This is a genomic window from Streptomyces sp. NPDC018263, assembly GCF_055562575.1.
This window is the reverse complement of the sequence record NZ_JBVHFA010000003.1, coordinates 582265-598859: the sequence shown is the minus strand read 5'-3', so window position 1 is coordinate 598859 and position 16595 is coordinate 582265. Positions and strand designations below refer to the sequence as shown.

Sequence of the window (16595 nt, the reverse complement as noted above, 5' to 3'; positions counted from 1 at the left end):
TTCCTCCCCGTGGTTCTGTCCAACTGCCTCGATTCTCCCGTATGCCGGTGATCGGGCCACTGGCAGGGTCAGTCCCGCTTGCAGATGCGGTCCAGCAGGTTGGCGGTGGCCCGCTGGACACGGGCGTCCACATGGCCGGGCCGGTCCAGCGCGGGGGACCAGGCGAAGGTGCCGGAGGCGAACACCCAGGCTCCGGAGGGGGCGCGGTACAGGGAGGTCTCCTGGTGGCGCCGGACGCCCTCGCCGTCGGTGTAGGGGGAGTGTGCGAGCAGCACGCGCTCCTCGTGCTCGGGCAGGGCGGTGCGCGGGAAGTACCGGTCGGCCTCGCCCGCGACCAGGCCGGGGATCTCGTCGCCCTCGCGGGCACCGGTGGCGTCCCACAGCCAGTGCCCGGCGTTGCGGACGATCAGCGGGTGCGGCTCGGGCACCCGGCCCGCGTACTGGATGCCGATCACCTGCTGTTCGGGGCGGTCGATCTCCCGCCACAGCACCGGCTTTCCGGGGCCCTTGCGCTTGCGGCAGGTCAGCAGCCGGTCCGGCACCCCGGACGCGGAGGGCGACAACTCCACCTGCCAGTACATGGTGTTGGCGGACAGGAAGACCAGCGAGGTGCCCCGGTCGCGGGCCTCCTCCACCGCCCGCCGCATCGGCGCCGACCAGTACTCGTCGTGGCCGGGGAAGACCAGGCCCCGGTACCGGGTGGGGTCGATCCGGCCGGCGTGCAGATCGCGGGCGTCGGCGTAGGCGAGGTCGTAGCCGTAGCGCTCGGCCCAGCGGATGAAGTCGTAGGCGTGGCCCACGTGCAGGGGCAGGCCCGCACCGGCGTAGGGGCGGTCGAAGGAGACGGTGGTGGCCGCGTCGGCCTCGCCGAGCAGGGAGCCCTTCTCGTCCCACGCGTGGTAGAGGCTGGCCCCGGTGCGGCCGTCCTCCGGGTAGAGGTTGTACGCCTGCCAGGTGACGTCCGGGAGCAGCAGGAGCAGGTCGGCGGGCTCGTCGTCGCGGACCGTGAAGGGCACGTGGGAGCGGTAGCCGTCGGCGGTGGTGAGGACCGCGACGTACGCCCCGACCCGCCACTCGGCGGGCACCTGGAGGCGCCAGGACAGCCACCAGTGATGGCAGGAGACCGTACGGTCGGCGGCGAGCGGCGCGGGCTGGACGATGCCGGAGAGCCGGGGGCTGGTGGTGATCTTCGCGGCGCCGTGCCCGGCGTAGTGGCCGATCCGGTAGATGTCGACGCTGAACTCCTGCGGCGGGTCGACCGTGATGTGGAAGTCGATCGCCTCGCCGGGCGCCACCGCGCCGGTGGACGCGAACCCCTTGATCTGGCGGCCCACGTCGTCGGCCGAGCGCGGGCCGGGTCCGGCCGAGCGCGGCGCCGGGACGCGCGCGCCGGGACGGCCGGACCGGGTGGTGGCCGGGGCGGGCTGGATGGGGTCGACGTACCAGGGCACCACGTGTCCGGTGTCGTCGAAGTAGGTCTCACTGCCGCGCAGCCAGGGCACCGGGCCCAGGCCGAAGGGATCGGTGACGGCGTGCGCGAGCGCTCCCGACTCCCACCGGCGGATGTGCTCCGAGGTCATGGACGCCCCCTCCCTCGTGTCCCCCGTTGCCAAGATGGCGTTGTCTGTGGTGCCAGGACCGGAACCCGGTGTCGTCGCCTGCTCGTCTCGGGTGTGCTCGGTGCGCCGGATCGCTCGGCCGTGCGGGCGTGTGTCGTATGCCCGTGCCATGTGCGTGCCGGTCCCAGCACATCACATAACGCACGACTCCGGTCACTGTTCGTTGTGAATTGGCCTGAAGTGGAAGGCGCTGCTCCGTTACACCGGTGGACGGCCGGGGCTCCTGCGCCCGGTGACGATTTCTGTGCCTTCTGGCTCAGACCAACCGGACGGGCTTCTCCGGCCGTATCCCGGACTCGGCCAGCCAGGCGCGCAGCGGGCCCGGATCGCCCTCCTCGATCAGGCTGAGCACCTTGGGGGTGAGGTCGGCGGCGCGCTCGCCGTCCAGCAGCAGGGTGGGGCCGTCCAGCCAGTCCAGGCCGGGGGCGGCTCCGGCGGTGTCGACAGCGGCGCAGCAGATCATCGCGGTGATGTGCGCGGCGAGCAGTTCGCGCCCGGTGCGCGGGGGCTGGAGCGGGAAGAGCGGCAGATCGTCCTCCCACAGCGCGCTGTCGGGCCCCTGCGCCCGCGCGCCCTGCGGTACGGCACTCGCCTCGTTCCCGTCGTTCCCCTCGCGCTCCTCGCGGGCGAGGGCAGCGCTGAGGCCGGCCGCGAGGAGGGCGCTGCGCTCGGTGGCGGGGTCGGGGTCGGCGCTGTCGGCGTGATCCGCGCCGGCCTCGTCGTCGGGGGGTGCCGTGGGTGCCGGGACCGTGGGGGCAGTGCCGGGGGCGGGCTCGCTGAGGTGGTCCAAAACGCGGGCCAGGGTGGGGCCGCCGGGGTCGGGGGTGGCCGGGTCGAGGCTGGGGCTGACGCCCAGGGAGTCCAGTACCCGGTGCAGCCGGGCCGCCTCCGCGCGCCAGGTGCGGTCCACGACCTCCTCCGGGTACGCCTGCCAGTCCACCGGCGCCCAGCTCGGGCCCGGCTCCGCCGGCCCGCCGTGGAAGAGGCGGGCGGTGAGCAGGGACACCGCCTCGTCCACCACGCCGGGCTCCTCCAGCAGGTCGCACGCCGGGCGCTCACCGAGCCGGGCGGCGAAGCCGTCGGCCAGCCGGTCGCGCCGGGACAGCTCGGTCAGCGCGGCGGCCACGCCCACGTCCAGCCGGGAGGGCCAGCGGCCCATCCGCCAGGCGGGCAGCGCCACCTTGGTCAGCAGCCGGTCCCAGCCCGCGTACGCCAGGCCGACCTGCTCCTGGGCGGCGATGCGGGGGCCGTAGTCCACGCCGTGGGCGCGCTCGGCGGCGGCCGTGGCGACCCCGCGCTCCATCAGCGCGGCATGCTCACGGCAGCCCCGCAGCAGCAGCCGGGCCACCCGGCCCAGCACCGCGTACACACCCCGCGTCAACGGGCCGCGGCCCGGCGCGTCGGCGACGGCCACCGCGGCGTCCAGTCCGCGCACGAAGCGGCGGGCGGCGGCTATGTCGGGCTGCGCGGACGGACCCGTACCGGCGACGACTGGGGCGAGCACAGCGCGCAGTTCGGCGACCCGCATCCACCACAGGAACGGCGAGCCGATCACCAGCACCGGCGCCGGGACGGCCGGCCGCCGCTCAGGGCGGGCACCGGGGACCACCCGCTCGTCGTGCGCGCGGGTGACGGGCGGAGCGTGCGCCGGGTGCGTACGGTCCTCGAGCCAACTGTCGCAGTCCGGGGTGAGCGCTATCGCGGAGGGGGCGGGCACGTCGAGGCGGTCGGCCAGGTCGCGCACCATCCGGTACAGGTCAGGGGCGGAGCGCTCGTCCACCGGGACCGTGGGGCTCGCGGCGGGGCGCGCGCGGGCCACGACCAGGGCGATGCCGGCGCCCGCCAGCAGCACCAGCACCGCGAGGACGCCCACCACCCAGCGGGCGGTGTGCCAGCCCTGCCCGGTGAACTGGCCGGTGGCCGCGCCGGTCAGCAGGATCACCTCGACGGCCGCGGGCAGCAGCGCCACGGCCAGCGCCCTGCTGCGCACCCGCAGCACGGCCAGCGCGCGCGAACGCGCGGCCCTGGCGCCCAGCTCCCCACCGGTTCCGGTCATGCGCGACGCTCACCCCCTGCCTGCCGATCGCGTGCTGTCCTTGCGGTGCCCACTCCCCCACTGTGGCACCCGCCACTGACATCGCAATGCCGGTGGGCCAAGTGCCGGACCGCTTGCGCCGCACCATAGTTGGGGCCCCGGCCCCCGTCAGCCGGATGGCGCATTGCTCACTCGATGGAATGGCCTTGGTCAGAGCTGGGTGACAGACGGCAAAGGTCAGGCCCCGGATTTCGGGGTCCGGGGCCTGGGGTGGAGCGGGGCTTCGGCTGGGGCGTCAGCGGCCGGCTTCAGCGCGGGCTTCTTATGCCACGCCGGTCGTGGCCGTGTCGGCCGCCTTCGCCGCGATGTCCGTGCGGTGGTGCGAGCCGTCGAGACCGATCCGGGCCACCGCCCGGTACGCGCGCTCGCGGGCCTCGGCGAGGTCCTCGCCGGTGGCCGTGACGGACAGGACACGACCGCCCGCGCTGACGACGGTGTCCCCGTCCTGCTTCGTCCCGGCGTGCAGGACGTAGGCGTGCGGGGCGTCCTCGGCGGCCACCTCGGCCAGGCCGGTGATCGGGTCGCCGGTGCGCGGGGTACCGGGGTAGTTGTGCGAGGCGACGACCACGGTGACGGCCGCGTCCTCGCTCCAGCGCAGCGGCTCCAGGTCGGCGAGGGTGCCGTTCGCGGAGGCGAGCAGGAGGGAGCCGAGCGGGGTCTTCAGGCGGGCCAGCACGACCTGGGTCTCGGGGTCGCCGAAGCGGGCGTTGAACTCGATGACCCGGACTCCGCGCGAGGTGATGGCGAGCCCGGCGTACAGCAGCCCCGAGAACGGGGTGCCGCGCCTGCGCAGTTCGTCGACGGTCGGCTGGAGCACGGTGCGCAGCACGTCGTCCACCAGCTCCGGGTCGGCCCACGGCAGCGGGGAGTACGCGCCCATGCCGCCGGTGTTGGGGCCCTCGTCGCCGTCGAGCGCGCGCTTGAAGTCCTGCGCGGGCTGGAGCGGTACGACCGTCTCGCCGTCCGTCACCGCGAAGAGCGAGACCTCGGGGCCGTCGAGGAACTCCTCGATCACCACCCGCTCGCAGCCGGCCGCGTGCGCCTTCGCCTCCTCGACGTCCGAGGTGACGACGACGCCCTTGCCCGCGGCCAGCCCGTCGTCCTTGACCACGTACGGCGCCCCGAAGGCGGCGAGCGCCTCCGCGACCTCGTCGGGGGTGGTGCAGACGTACGAGCGTGCGGTGGGCACGCCTGCCGTGGCCATGACGTCCTTCGCGAACGCCTTCGAGCCCTCCAGCACGGCCGCCTCACGGGACGGGCCGAACACCGGGAACCCCGCCTCGCGCACGGCGTCGGCGACGCCCGCCACCAGCGGGGCCTCCGGGCCGATCACCACCAGGTCGGCCTCCAGCTCTCCGGCCAGCGCGGCTACGGCCTTGCCGTCGAGCGCGTCCACCTGGTGCGTCTGGGCAACCTCGGCGATGCCCGCGTTCCCTGGCGCGCAGTGCAGTTCGGTGACGTCGGGGTCGAGGGACAGGGAGCGGCACAGGGCGTGTTCGCGGGCGCCGCCGCCGATGAGGAGGACCTTCACGGGGGCAGTTTATCGGCTGGGTTGCCGAAGGTCGGGGGGCGGGGAAGTTGGAGGAACCTACTAGACGGGTGCGGGGGTGCGGTCCGTGGGCGGGTTGCGGGTCCGTGGGGGCTGGTCGCGCAGTTCCCCGCGCCCCTGGGTGGGGATGGCTGAACTCTGCCGAGACGGTTTGCCGAGCGCGATCGGCGAGAGAGCGGCCAGGGCCTCCCGGCCGACCTGCGCCGCACCCGCCTCAGGGGCGGGGGGTACGGCGCGACCGGCCACGACGGGCCCGCAGCCGCCCACGCCCGCGAGACGTACCTCCGGCGAATCAGAAGCCCGCCCTGGACCCACCCCGGGGGCGCGGGGAACTGCGCGACCGGCCACGACGGCCCCGCACCTGCCCACGGCACTCCCGCCCGCGAGACGCACCTCCGGCACGCCAGAAGCCCGCCCTGGACCCACCCCGGGGGCGCGGGGAACTGCGCGACCGGCCACGACGGCCTCGCACCTGCCCACTCGGGACCTACTGGTCGTGGGAGAACTCGTCCAGGACGGTGGCGCCGAGTTCGCGGACGATCAAGTCGCGGCCCGAGAGGGCGGATTCGTCCAGGTCGGGGTCGTCGTCCGCGGGGGTGTCGTCTTCAAGGGAGACGGAGGGCGGCTCGGGGGCCGGGGGTCTGGGGGCCGGGGCCGGCTGGGCGCTCTGGGAGGGGGCGCTCTGCTGGGGGGCCGCTGGGCGGGAGGGGGCCGGGGCGCCGTAGCCCCCCGCGTTCGCCGCGCCGCCTCCGCCTCCGCCTCCGCCGAAGCTGGGCGCGCCGCCGGAGGGCGGCGGGGCCGAGCCACCGCCGGACGGGTCGATGACCGCCTCGATCTTCCACTGCACGTTGAACTGCTCGGCCAGCGCCTGCCGGAGTACGTCCTCGCTACCGCTGGCGGAGAAGTTGTCACGGGCGCCGGCACTGGCGAAGCCGAGCTGGAGCGTCGTGCCGTCGAAACCCGTCACCTGGGCGTTCTGACTGAGCAGAATCCAGGTGAAGCGGCGCCGGTTCTTGACGGCCTCCAGGATGTTCGGCCAGAGCATTCGGGGGTCGAGGCCACCGGAGGGGGCGGGCGCCGCCGGCGCGGGAGCCGCGGGCTGCTGGGGCTGGCTCGGGGCCTGCGGCCGGCTGGGCGGAGTCTGCTGCTGCGGCTGGCCCTGGCCCGCCGGGGTGGCGGTGGGCCACGCCCCGGAGCGGCGGCCCCCACCGGCGGAAGCGGCGGTGGGCCAAGCGCCCGGAGCAGCCGGGGCGGGGGCTTCGGGCGCCGAGGTGGGCGCGGGCGCGGGCGGGGTAGGCGCGGGGGCCTGCGCCGCCGGAGCGGGGGCCGGGGCGGGCGCCGGCGCAGGTGCCGTACCCGCACCGGGCCCACCGGGATTCCGTACGGCCGCGCGAGCGGCAGCGGGCCCCCCACCGGGCGGCACGGGATTCGCGACCGGAGCCACCGCGCCGGGATGGGCATCCGGCGCGGGCACATACTGCATCGCCGGAGCCCCCGTACCGGCGGAGAAGTTCACGCCCCGCTCGATCCGGTCGAGGCGGGCCATGACGGACCGCTCGTCGCCGTACGCGGCGGGCAGCATCACGCGCGCGCAGATGAGTTCGAGCTGGAGGCGGGGCGAGTTGGCGCCGCGCATCTCGGTGAGGCCCTCGTTAACCAGGTCGGCGGCGCGGCTCAGCTCGGCGGCGCCGAAGATCTCGGCCTGGGCCCGCATGCGCTCGATGACGTCGGCGGGGGCGTCGATGAGCCCCTTCTCGGCGGCGTCGGGCACGGCCGCGAGGATCACCAGGTCACGCAGCCGCTCCAGCAGGTCGGCGACGAAGCGACGGGGGTCGTTGCCGCCCTCGATGACGTGGTCCACGACCTCGAAGGCCGCGGCGCCGTCACCGGTGGCGAAAGCCTCGACGACGGAGTCGAGGAGGGAGCCGTCGGTGTAGCCGAGGAGGGAGGTGGCCATGGGGTACGTCACCCCGTCGGCGCCCGCGCCCGCGAGGAGCTGGTCCATGACGGACATGGAGTCACGCACGGAGCCCTGACCCGCGCGCACGACCAGCGGGAGCACACCCTCCGCGACCGGGATGTCCTCCTTCTGGCACACCTCGCCGAGGTACTCGCGCAGGGTGCCGGGCGGGACGAGCCGGAAGGGGTAGTGGTGCGTACGCGACCGGATGGTCCCGATGACCTTCTCGGGCTCGGTGGTGGCGAAGATGAACTTGAGGTGCTCCGGCGGCTCCTCGACCACCTTCAGCAGCGCGTTGAAGCCGGCCGACGTGACCATGTGGGCCTCGTCGATGATGTAGATCTTGTACCGGCTGCCCGCGGGCCCGAAGAACGCCTTCTCGCGCAGCTCACGGGCGTCGTCCACACCACCGTGGGAGGCGGCGTCGATCTCGATGACGTCGATCGAGCCGGGGCCGTTGCGCGCGAGGTCGCGGCAGGACTGGCACTCGCCGCAGGGGGTGGGGGTGGGACCCTGCTCACAGTTGAGACAGCGGGCCAGGATGCGGGCACTGGTCGTCTTGCCGCAGCCGCGCGGCCCGCTGAACAGGTACGCGTGATTGACCCGGTTGTTCCGCAGCGCCTGCTGCAGCGGGTCGGTTACGTGCTCCTGCCCGATGACCTCGGCAAAGGTCTCGGGGCGGTAGCGGCGGTACAACGCGAGAGACGACACGCATACGAGGTTATAGGCGCCCACGGACATCCGGCTTCGGCGCAGGTCAGAGGGGTACGCGACTCCTCTTCGGCCGTACACCCACCCGGGTCACCCGAACCGGCCGCGGTCCTGCCGCCCCCGGAAACGCAAGGGCCCCCCACGCACCCGCCAGAGCCAACCTACCCTTGCTGCCTTCCGGCCCTGGGGGAGTTCAGTCAGATAGCGCCGCGTGAGGGGCTGCGCAAAGAGTACCTGATCCGGGGGCGGGGGGACGAGTTCGCGACCACTCCTTCCGGTCATGTAATGTCTCCCTCGGAGGATTCGCCTAGAGGCCTAGGGCGCACGCTTGGAAAGCGTGTTGGGGGCAACCCCTCACGAGTTCGAATCTCGTATCCTCCGCCAAGTGCCTCACCGGGCACTAAGTCGATGGGCCCCGCTGCTTGCAGCGGGGCCCATCGACTTTCGTCTGTCTCGGTGGAACTTGCCGTCACGCGCCGGCCAGTGCGGCACTGATCTCGCGAAGGCGCCCCACGGGTAGAGCGAAGGCGTTGTCGGGGTTCCGGTACGAGTGTCCGCCGTCGTTGATCAAAGCGCCGTCTGCCTGCCTCCAGTGAGCGGCAGCCCATTGGCCCTGGTTCTCCAGGAGGACGGCCGCCACTTCGGCAGGCTCTTCGATCAAGGTGAGGGCGGCGAGAGCAGTGGTGAGGACGGTGGCCGCGTCGTCGGGCAGTCGCGCATCCCCGAGTGTCGGGAAGAGCAGCAGGAGACGCGCGTCAGGGTCGCCAAGTCCCTCCGCGGCCGGCTGTCGGGTAGCGGACAGCAGCTCCGGCCAGGCCGTGCCCGGCCCCATGAAGTGACCGTCATCCACGGCAAGGTATTCCGCCGCGAGCCAGGTCGGGTGATGTATCAGGTAGTCCACCCCGCGGTCGCCCTCAATGTTGCGATAAACGACATGGATGGTGTGTCCCGAGACCAGTGGCACGCTGAACACCGGCCACTCGGACTCGGAGGACAGCCGACGATACAGATCCATGGCCGCGTCCCAGTCGGCACCGAACGCGGCTCGCTGCACGTCCTCGCCCTGGAGAGAAGTGCCGAGGTGCACGGGCCAGAACAGCGGATCGTCCACGTAGGCACTGTCCTGGACGAGAGGACCGGATTCGTATCCCGGAATCTTGAGCACGTGTGGATGATGGCATGTGCCGATCAGCGGCAGAGCGCCATGACGATGTCGTCGAAGTCCCGGAACTCCTCGGCGGCCCGTCGGATGACATCGGACGCCGGCTGACGGCTGTCGGCCGCGAAGCGGGTCGCTACTGCTTCCAGCTCGTCGTTGCGCCCCGGCGACCACTCGGAGTCGTACGCGGCGGCTTCCCCCGGGCCGAAGCCGTCGGCCAGCAGCCACAGGAACCCGGCGAGGTCAGACGCTACGACTCCCGTCTCGCCCTCGGAGCCGAGGAACACCACCGGCTGCTCGCTCAGTGGGCGGGACCCTCGGACCAGCCAGAACGCCACGTAGCCCCCCGTACCGTCCTGTCCGAAGACGCGGAACGCGCCACCGTCCACCTCGGGGTTCCCCGTCCAGGCCTGGAACCAGTCCGTCGTCTCGGCCTCGGACACAAAGGCCGGGAAGGGCTCGAAGTCCACTCCCCGCCCGTCGTCGTCATCGAACGGCACGGCAAGGGCAGCAGCCAGCGCGGGCGGGAACGCACGTTCCGGATCATGAATCACGCCGCCAGGCTAACGAGCAGCACTGACAAGCAAGTTCAGTCGATCCGTGCCCGCATGCACGCCAATTGCGTTGGGTCGGCGGTGGCCCGCGTTGTAGCTTGCCGCTCATGGCTGACATGCAAAGAGGCAATGCCGCGTAGGCGGCCTTCGGCCCTGCGGGGCGAGTGGATGGGGCGGCGTTGTAGGCGGCGGTTTCCGGATATCGATGGGCTGTCCGGGGCCTGTGTGGCCGGTCTTCGGCGGCTCGAGCGGGAGCGGGGCTGGGGCGAGGACACGGAAGCGGCGTTCTGGCACTGGGAGGCGCTGGCTCACGGGCCGCTTCGGCAGCTCCAGGACGCCTTCGGCGGGACGGATTGCTGCGCTGTTCTCACGTGTGGGTGCTACAGCTACGGCTTCCGGGAACACCTCGAGGTCGTACTGCACGCCTTGCCGAAGAAGAGCGCACGGGAGCTGCGCGCGCTCGTGTGGGCACTCGACGAGAAGGTCGTGGGCAGGGCGGTCGGGCTGATGCCCGGTTCATAGTGGGCCCGGATGTAGATGCGGGTGCGGGTCGGGGTGTAGTCGTGGGCGTAGAGGGTCACGCACTGGGGGTTGGAGGTCGCGTACCGGTCGTCCGTGGTGTCGGAGGCGCCGGGGCAGACATCGCCGTAGCGCATGCCTGTGGTGAGGGTTTCCGGTTCGGGGAGGCCCAGGTGGGCGAAGTCGTGCGGGGTCTTGGCCGGCGGGGAGGGTGGCGGGGTCAGCCACTTGCCGTCCGGCGGGTACTTCGTCAGGTACTGCTTCGCCTCCGCTCGGGTCAGGGTGAAGGTCAGCAGGCCCGTGTCGAAGCGGGATGTCGTCTCGTATGCCGCCCTGGCCGAGTGGGCGGAGTCGGGGAGCTCCAGGTCCATGTGGGCGCTCATCCACTCCGGGGTGACCCCCTTGGCCCAGTGGGCGCCCGCCGCCTGGTCCAGTGGGCGGTCGCTCGTGGTCCAGAGGACTGCGGCCGAGGCAGGGATCGTCAGGGTCAGCGCCGCGACGGCCGTGAGCGTGGCGCTTCGGGGAGTCACCAACGGGCTCCCTCTCTTGCCATCAGCGTCCGTGTCCCCGCCACGAGCGCGTCCACGACCGCCTGCGGCGGGATCTCCGGGACCGTCGGTGTCGGGTGGCTCGTGCGGGCCAGAACCGGGAGTTCCAGTTGGACGCCGCCGTCTCTGGTCCGGTTGACCGGGTTGTCCGGGTGGAGGCCGCGTAGGGGGTGAGGGATGTCGGACAGGGTGGTGACCGGGGTGAAGGGGGAGGCGGTCAGGGCGGTGGCCAGGGCTCGGGCCGCTGGGCGGTTGGAGCCGCCTACGTAGATCGTCCGGGGGGAGGAGCGGCGGTTGTGGCCGTGGAGGGAGATCGTGAGGGTGGTGTGGGTGAGGAAGGTGGTCAGGGGGGCGCAGGGGGACATGCGGGTGGAGGGGATGTGGGTCGCAGGGCCCGTCGGCTGGGTGAAGGTCAGCAGAGTCGCGCCCGTGCGGGCGGCCACCTCCGCCGCCAGTTCCGCCGTGCCGCCCTCCACCCCGCCGTGCAGGGCCAGTAGGCCGATGGGGCCGGCCAGGTGCAGGGTGGTCTCGAAGGGCACGTTCTCGATCGTCACTCGCTCCGTGTGCATCGCCCCTCAGCGTGTCACCCGTAGCTCGCGGGAGACCGTCGTCTGGTCCAGGTCGGAGACGCGGACCGTCACCTTCATGGTCCAGGTGCCGGGGATCGGGAGGGCGAAGGAGTTCGTGGCCCAGTAGCCGCCCCGGTCGGTGACGCCGGTGTCCAGGGGGCCGAGGCGCTGGGCCGGGAGGGTCATGGTGATGCGGAGTTCGGGGACGGCGGCCAGGGCGCCGTTCGCGCCGTAGACCACCGCCTGGACGGAGTTGGGGCCCACCCGGCCGGGGTCGAAGGTGATCTGGACCTTGCCGCGGCCGTTCTCGCCCACGGTGAACGGGACCGTAATGACCGAGGCCGCCGGGATGCCCGTCTCCGCGCTGGCCGCCTCTTCGGCAGCGCGGCCCGGAAGTGTGCTGGTCAGGAGGGTCGTCAGAACCAGGACCACCACGCCTACGGCCGCCTCCGCCAGTACCGTGCGGCGCAGCCGGCGTACCGGGAGGCCGGGTTCGGGGGCGTAAGACTCCGTGGGGAGTGCGGCGCCGCCGGCGGGCTGCGGGACCGTCCTCGACAGCCGCCCCGTCCACCTCCGCGACCACCCCGCCGCCACCAGCAGCAACCCCACCGCCACCAGCTTCGCCAGCAGTACGCGCCCGTACGTCGTGTCCGTCAGTGCCTGCCATGTGCCCAGGCCGCGCCAGGACTGATAGACGCCGGTCACGACCAGGACGGTCACCGAGGTCAGGGCGAGGCGGGAGAAGCGGGTCACGACCTGGGGTGGGACGGCCGACGCCCGCAGGGTGAGGAGCAGGGCCGCGAGGCCGCCCAGCCAGGCCGCCGTCGCCAGCAGGTGGAGGGTGGTGGAGGCGATGGCGAGCGGGACCTGGATGCCGGCCGAGGCATGTTCGGCGGCCGACCAGGTCAGGGCGAGGGCGACGGCGAGAACCGCGCCTGCGGTCACTACGGCGGGGCGCGCTACGGGCCGGCGACGCGCGGCCCACCCGAAGACCACCGCCAGCAGCAGCAACGCCAGCCGCGCGAGCAGGAGTTCACCGGGGCGCGTGGTCAGGGTGTGGCCGAGCGAGGTGAACTCCGGTGCCGTTCCCTCCTCGTACGGGCCCCGCAGCAGGAGCAGGGCCAGTGTCGAGACGAGCAGGCCGGCGGCGCCGACGGTGAACAGCGGGCGCAGCGAGGCGCGTTGAGGCGGACGGCAGTACGCGACGAACGCGGCCGCGCCCAGCACCAGCGCCAGTGCGAGATACGCCAGGTACCGGGCGATGTTGTAGAGAGCCGTGGTCGTACCGTTCTCCACCTGGCCGGGAGCCGTCGCCCTCGTCACCGTGCGCTCGCCCACCGAGAAGGTGAGCGCCCCGGAGACGGGGTGGCTGTCGGCGGACACCACGCGCCACGCCACCACGTACGTACCCTTCGCCATCCGCGCCGGCAGCGGTACGCGGACCGTGTCCGCCCGGCCCGGGGCGTGGTCCGCCGGGCCGGTGCTCAGGCGGTGGTTCTCGGGGTCGTAGACGCGGAAGGAGTCGGTGAGCAGGCCGACCGACTCGGTGTACGTCAGGGTCAGCGTGCGCGGGGCCCGCTGGAGGATCGTTCCGTCTTCGGGGTCGGTCGCGCGCAGGGCCGCGTGCGCGGAGGCGGGGGAGGCGGTGCCGAGGGCGAGCAGCAGCAGGCTCGCGAGCACCAACAGCACGCGCCGGAGCGCTCTTTCACGGTCGCGCACGTCGTCCCGCCTCCGTCGTCGGACCCCGCCCTGTCCCCCGCCTGTACGGATCTTCGCGGCGGCGCGCTCAAACCGTACCGGTGGCCTCCGCGAAGGCCCGCTCGCGGGTGAGGAAGGCCAGACGGGCCCGCTTCTGAGGCAGGTACACGTCCGGCAGGTCGATTTCGGGGAGGACGACCTCGGGGCCGGTGGTGAAGCCCTGGCGCGCGAAGCGGGTGATGGCCTTGGTGTTGCGTACGTCCGGGTCGACCACGACGCGGGTGCGGTCCAGTACGCGCAGGACGTAGTCCGCGACCACGGTCAGCAGGGCCGAGGTCCAGCCGGGGCGGTGGGCGCCGGGGGCGGCGGGGGCGAGGAGGAGGTGGACGCCTATGTCTCCCGGGCGGACCTCGTAGCACTCGCTCACCCGGTCGGCGGCGGGGTCGTAGGTCTGGAGGAGGGCCGCGGGGGCGCCGTCCTTGGTGACGAGGTGGGCGTGGTGGGTGTCGAGGGTGGCCATGTGGGCGTAGATCTCCGCCACTTGGGCCTCGGTGAGGTTCGTCATTCCCCAGAAGGCGGCTCTCTCCTCGCTGACCCAGGCGTGGATCACTCGGGCGTCCGTGGCGAGGTCCAGGGGGCGGATGGCGACCGTGCCGTAGTCGGGGACGTGCTGTTCGTGGGACGGGGTCTCAGGCATGTGCTTCCTCGGGGGTGTCGGTGTGTTCGAGGGTGAGTCGGGTCCAGTCGGTGACCACCGGGGCGAGGTCTCCCCTGAGCCACAAGGGGAGTTGGTCGCGGTGGTGGGGGTTGCCGGGTACGCCGTCCGCGCCGAAGGGGACGATCCAGCGGCTGTTCTCGCGGTCGTTCAGGTCCCAGACGTAGCGGGCGGCGGGACCTCGGGCCGCCAGGTCGGTGATGCCGGGGACCGCGGTGGTGCAGTTGACGCAGTCGTGGTCGCCTGCCAACCCCGGTTCCGTGTACGAGGGTTCGGGGAGGGCTCGCCAGGGGGCCACGCGGTGGGTGGCGGACCAGGGGGTGACGGGGGGCGCCGTCGCGATCTCCTCCAGGGCCGCCCGTACGGTCTCCCGGCGGTCGATGCCGAACAACTCCTCGGCGCTCAGCAGGTGTTCCAGGGCGAAGCCGATACGGGCCGAGAGGGACATCCAGGGGAGGAGGACCTCGGGGTAGGCGGGGGGTTCCGTGAGGGGCGCGAAGGCGGGGTGGGCGGCGAGGCGGCGGACGACCGCTGTGCGGAGCGCCGCGTATACGGCTGCTTCCGTGCTGTCCGCGTCCATGTGGCGGTTCCAGGACAGCAGGTTCTCGCGGAGGCGGGTGGCTTGCGTTGTGAGGGTGGGGAGTTCCGCGAGGTGGGCCAGGAGGGGCGCCGCCGAGGCCAGGTGGGTGTCCGTGTGGATGGCGGGGAGGTCGGTGGCGGACCAGGTGGGGCGCTGTTCGAGGAGGGCCCGGATGCGGTCGGCCCGGTGCGGTGGGGCGAACTCGATGCCCAGGGGTGCGGCGGGGCCGCGCTGGTTCGCCATCACGGCCGTGCCGTTGTCCACGGAGGCGTACGGGGGTGTGTGCCAGCCCTGCCATTCGTGGCCCTTCTCCCAGGCGGGGACCACGCGGAGGCTGTTGGCACGCGGGCGTACGGGGACTCGGCCGGCGATCCTGTGCAGTACGGCGCCTGTGGTGTCGGCGGCCTGTACGACGTTGACGGGCTCGGCCCAGGCGTCCAGGGCCCTGTCGATGTCGGCGACCGTGCGGGCTCTGAGGAGGGGGAGGAGGGCGCTGAAGCCGAGGTCCTCTGTGACGCGGGGTGGGTAGCGGAGTGCCAGTGCCGTGGCGGGGTCCAGTCCCCCGAGTCCCTCCGGCCCACCGGCGATCACCGGCCCGCGCTCCGTCTCGATGACCTCGATCTCCACCACCCCCTCCCCCGCGACCTCGACGATCTCCACGTGCCGGACCGCCCGCTGCCATACCCCTGCCGGGGACAGGGCCTCCACGCCCGCCCCGGTGCGCCGGAGGCGTTCGCGGTAGAGGTCCTGGTAGTCGGCCATGGCGTTGGTGATGGACCAGGCGGCGGGGCCGGTGTGGGCGAAGTGGGCTATGCCGGGGACGCCGGGGACGGCGAGGCCGATGACGTCGAACTCGGGGCAGGAGAGGCGGATCTGCTGGTAGACACCGGGCTCCTCCAGGAAGCGGTGGGGGTCGCCGGCGAGGAGGGGGAGGCCGGTGGTGGTGCGGGCGCCGGTGAGGAGCCAGCCGTTGCTGCCGGCCGTGCCGGGGCCGTCCGTGGCGAAGAGACCGACCGCGTCGGGGCCGAGGTGCCGTATCGCCTCCTCGCGCCACAGCTTGGCCGGGAAGCCGGCGAACAGGATGTGCGTGCCGAGCCAGACGCCGAGCGGGGTCCACGGCTCCCAGCGGCCGGGAGCGAGACCCACCCGCGCGAACTCCGGTGTGCGGACGGCCCCTTCGGCGAGGCCCGCGTTGACGCCGTCGACGTAGGCGCGAACCCAGTCCGCCGTCTCCGGGTCCCGTCTCTCCAGCGCGGCGAAGCAGCGTCTGGCGGTGTCGTCGAGGCGGGCGCGGCGGGCGAACACGTCCCAGGGGAGGGCTGAGGCGCCGAGGAAGGACGCGGAGGTGCCCTGCGCGCGGTGCCGTTCGACCTCGAGTTGCCAGGCGCGGTCGAACGCGGTCACCCGGCCCTGGGCGCGGGCGAGTTCACGGGCACTGGTGGCACGCAGATGGGGGATGCCCCAGGCGTCGCGGTAGGTCTCGGTGGTCACCCTGGAGGACCCTTCCCTTTTAGGTTAGCCTTGCCTAACTTCACAGCCAAGTGAAGGAATCGTACGCGAGGGGTGGAGACACGATGGGTCAGGGTCGGGGCTGGGAGGGCGCGGTACTCAGACTGCTGCGGGCGAAGGACTTCACGTTCACGGTGACCGGCGCCGAGGACGTCACCCCGCACTACCGGCGGCTGCGGATGGCCGACGGCGGCCTGCTCGCGGCGACCGGCGTGCACCCCACGATGTGGGTCCGCCTGTGGTTCTCCGACGACGGCCGCCCCCACCAGCGGGCGTACACCCTGGTCGACCCCGACCCGGCCACCGGCACCTTCGCCCTGGAGTTCGCCCTGCACGAGGGGTGCGCCTCGGACTGGGCCCGTGCGGCCAAGGAGGGTGACACCGTCGAGGCGACCGTCCAGGGCACCGGCTTCCAGCGCCCCGAGCCCGACCCCTCGCACGTCCTGGTGGTCGGCGACACCGCCTCCCTGCCCGCGATCAACTCCCTGTTCAAGGAGCTGGGTTCGGCCCCGGCGACGGTCTGGTTCGAGGGCACGCTGGAGGGACTTCCCTCCGGCGCCGACCCGGCACGGCACGAGATCCGCGAGGTACCGCGCCAGGAGGCCGGGAAGCACCTGGTCGAGCGGGTCCGCGCCGAGCTGCCCGAGATCCTGTCCGGCACCGAGCACCCGTACGTATGGATCGCCTGCGACACCGCGACGACCCGCGCCCTCGGCTCGTACGTCCGCAAGGAGCTGGGCGTGCCCAAGCAGCGCGTGCACGCGCTGGGGTACTGGCGGGCGGACTGATCCCGCGCGCGGGATCATGGGC

General features: G+C 72.9%; 12 protein-coding genes, 1 tRNA gene and 1 other RNA gene. 2 read left to right on the top strand and 12 right to left on the bottom strand.

Features of this window, described 5'->3' with window-relative positions:
• Positions 1 to 68: 68 nt before the first annotated feature.
• From ACZ3HQ_RS11890 to ffs, 5 genes are all read right to left on the bottom strand, one after another.
• A complete protein-coding gene (locus tag ACZ3HQ_RS11890) occupies positions 69 to 1580 on the bottom strand; it encodes a N,N-dimethylformamidase beta subunit family domain-containing protein (protein ID WP_467509801.1) in 1512 nt (503 codons plus the stop codon).
• 295 nt (positions 1581 to 1875) lie between these two features.
• A complete protein-coding gene (locus tag ACZ3HQ_RS11885; RefSeq protein ID WP_467509799.1) occupies positions 1876 to 3675 on the bottom strand; it encodes a M48 family metalloprotease in 1800 nt (599 codons plus the stop codon).
• A 301-nt stretch (positions 3676 to 3976) separates the two neighbouring features.
• Positions 3977 to 5245: a phosphoribosylamine--glycine ligase gene (gene purD / locus ACZ3HQ_RS11880; RefSeq protein ID WP_467509797.1), complete on the bottom strand. Its 1269-nt coding sequence runs from the start codon at positions 5243 to 5245 to the stop codon at positions 3977 to 3979.
• A 505-nt stretch (positions 5246 to 5750) separates the two neighbouring features.
• Positions 5751 to 7934, bottom strand: coding sequence for a DNA polymerase III subunit gamma and tau (locus ACZ3HQ_RS11875; protein ID WP_467509795.1), 2184 nt, complete (start codon positions 7932 to 7934; stop codon positions 5751 to 5753).
• Positions 7935 to 8062: 128 nt separating this feature from the next.
• Positions 8063 to 8157: signal recognition particle sRNA small type (gene ffs / locus ACZ3HQ_RS11870), an RNA gene on the bottom strand.
• Between the two features lie 73 nt (positions 8158 to 8230).
• On the opposite strand from ffs, the gene ACZ3HQ_RS11865 reads away from it, so the two are divergent.
• Positions 8231 to 8318, top strand: a tRNA-Ser gene (locus ACZ3HQ_RS11865).
• Between the two features lie 85 nt (positions 8319 to 8403).
• Here the strand turns inward: ACZ3HQ_RS11865 and ACZ3HQ_RS11860 are convergent.
• The 7 genes from ACZ3HQ_RS11860 to ACZ3HQ_RS11830 form a co-directional block, all read right to left on the bottom strand.
• Positions 8404 to 9099 carry a hypothetical protein gene (locus tag ACZ3HQ_RS11860; protein ID WP_467509793.1) on the bottom strand — a complete coding sequence of 232 codons (696 nt, stop codon included), beginning with the start codon at positions 9097 to 9099 and terminating at the stop codon, positions 8404 to 8406.
• 23 nt (positions 9100 to 9122) lie between these two features.
• A complete protein-coding gene (locus ACZ3HQ_RS11855; protein ID WP_467509791.1) occupies positions 9123 to 9647 on the bottom strand; it encodes an SMI1/KNR4 family protein in 525 nt (174 codons plus the stop codon).
• A 386-nt stretch (positions 9648 to 10033) separates the two neighbouring features.
• The gene (locus ACZ3HQ_RS11850; RefSeq protein ID WP_467509789.1) at positions 10034 to 10696 is read right to left on the bottom strand and encodes a hypothetical protein; all 663 of its coding nucleotides are present in this window, start codon (positions 10694 to 10696) and stop codon (positions 10034 to 10036) included.
• A complete protein-coding gene (locus ACZ3HQ_RS11845) occupies positions 10693 to 11283 on the bottom strand; it encodes a poly-gamma-glutamate hydrolase family protein (RefSeq protein WP_467509787.1) in 591 nt (196 codons plus the stop codon). Before ACZ3HQ_RS11845 ends, ACZ3HQ_RS11850 begins: the two co-directional genes overlap by 4 nt.
• Positions 11284 to 11289: 6 nt before the next feature.
• Entirely contained in the window at positions 11290 to 12969 is a 1680-nt protein-coding gene (locus ACZ3HQ_RS11840) for a copper resistance CopC/CopD family protein (protein ID WP_467510018.1), read from the bottom strand.
• 100 nt (positions 12970 to 13069) lie between these two features.
• Positions 13070 to 13678, bottom strand: a complete 609-nt coding sequence (locus ACZ3HQ_RS11835; RefSeq protein ID WP_467509785.1) for a GNAT family N-acetyltransferase — start codon at positions 13676 to 13678, stop codon at positions 13070 to 13072.
• Positions 13671 to 15767 (bottom strand): penicillin acylase family protein, encoded by a 2097-nt coding sequence (locus tag ACZ3HQ_RS11830; RefSeq protein ID WP_467509783.1) that lies wholly within the window; start codon positions 15765 to 15767, stop codon positions 13671 to 13673. The genes ACZ3HQ_RS11835 and ACZ3HQ_RS11830 overlap by 8 nt, the downstream gene beginning before the upstream one ends.
• Positions 15768 to 15850: 83 nt before the next feature.
• Between ACZ3HQ_RS11830 and ACZ3HQ_RS11825 the strand changes: the two genes are divergently transcribed.
• Positions 15851 to 16573 carry a siderophore-interacting protein gene (locus ACZ3HQ_RS11825; RefSeq protein ID WP_467509781.1) on the top strand — a complete coding sequence of 241 codons (723 nt, stop codon included), beginning with the start codon at positions 15851 to 15853 and terminating at the stop codon, positions 16571 to 16573.
• The last annotated feature ends 22 nt before the right edge of the window (positions 16574 to 16595 follow it).

Bases quoted from the DNA above. Each gene is read 5' to 3' on its own strand.
- ACZ3HQ_RS11845 (WP_467509787.1), bottom strand. From the start codon at position 11,283: ATGCACACGGAGCGAGTGACGATCGAGAACGTGCCCTTCGAGACCACC.
- ACZ3HQ_RS11825 (WP_467509781.1), top strand. From the start codon at position 15,851: ATGGGTCAGGGTCGGGGCTGGGAGGGCGCGGTACTCAGACTGCTGCGG.
- ACZ3HQ_RS11885 (WP_467509799.1), bottom strand. From the start codon at position 3,675: ATGACCGGAACCGGTGGGGAGCTGGGCGCCAGGGCCGCGCGTTCGCGC.
- ACZ3HQ_RS11835 (WP_467509785.1), bottom strand. From the start codon at position 13,678: ATGCCTGAGACCCCGTCCCACGAACAGCACGTCCCCGACTACGGCACG.
- ACZ3HQ_RS11890 (WP_467509801.1), bottom strand. From the start codon at position 1,580: ATGACCTCGGAGCACATCCGCCGGTGGGAGTCGGGAGCGCTCGCGCAC.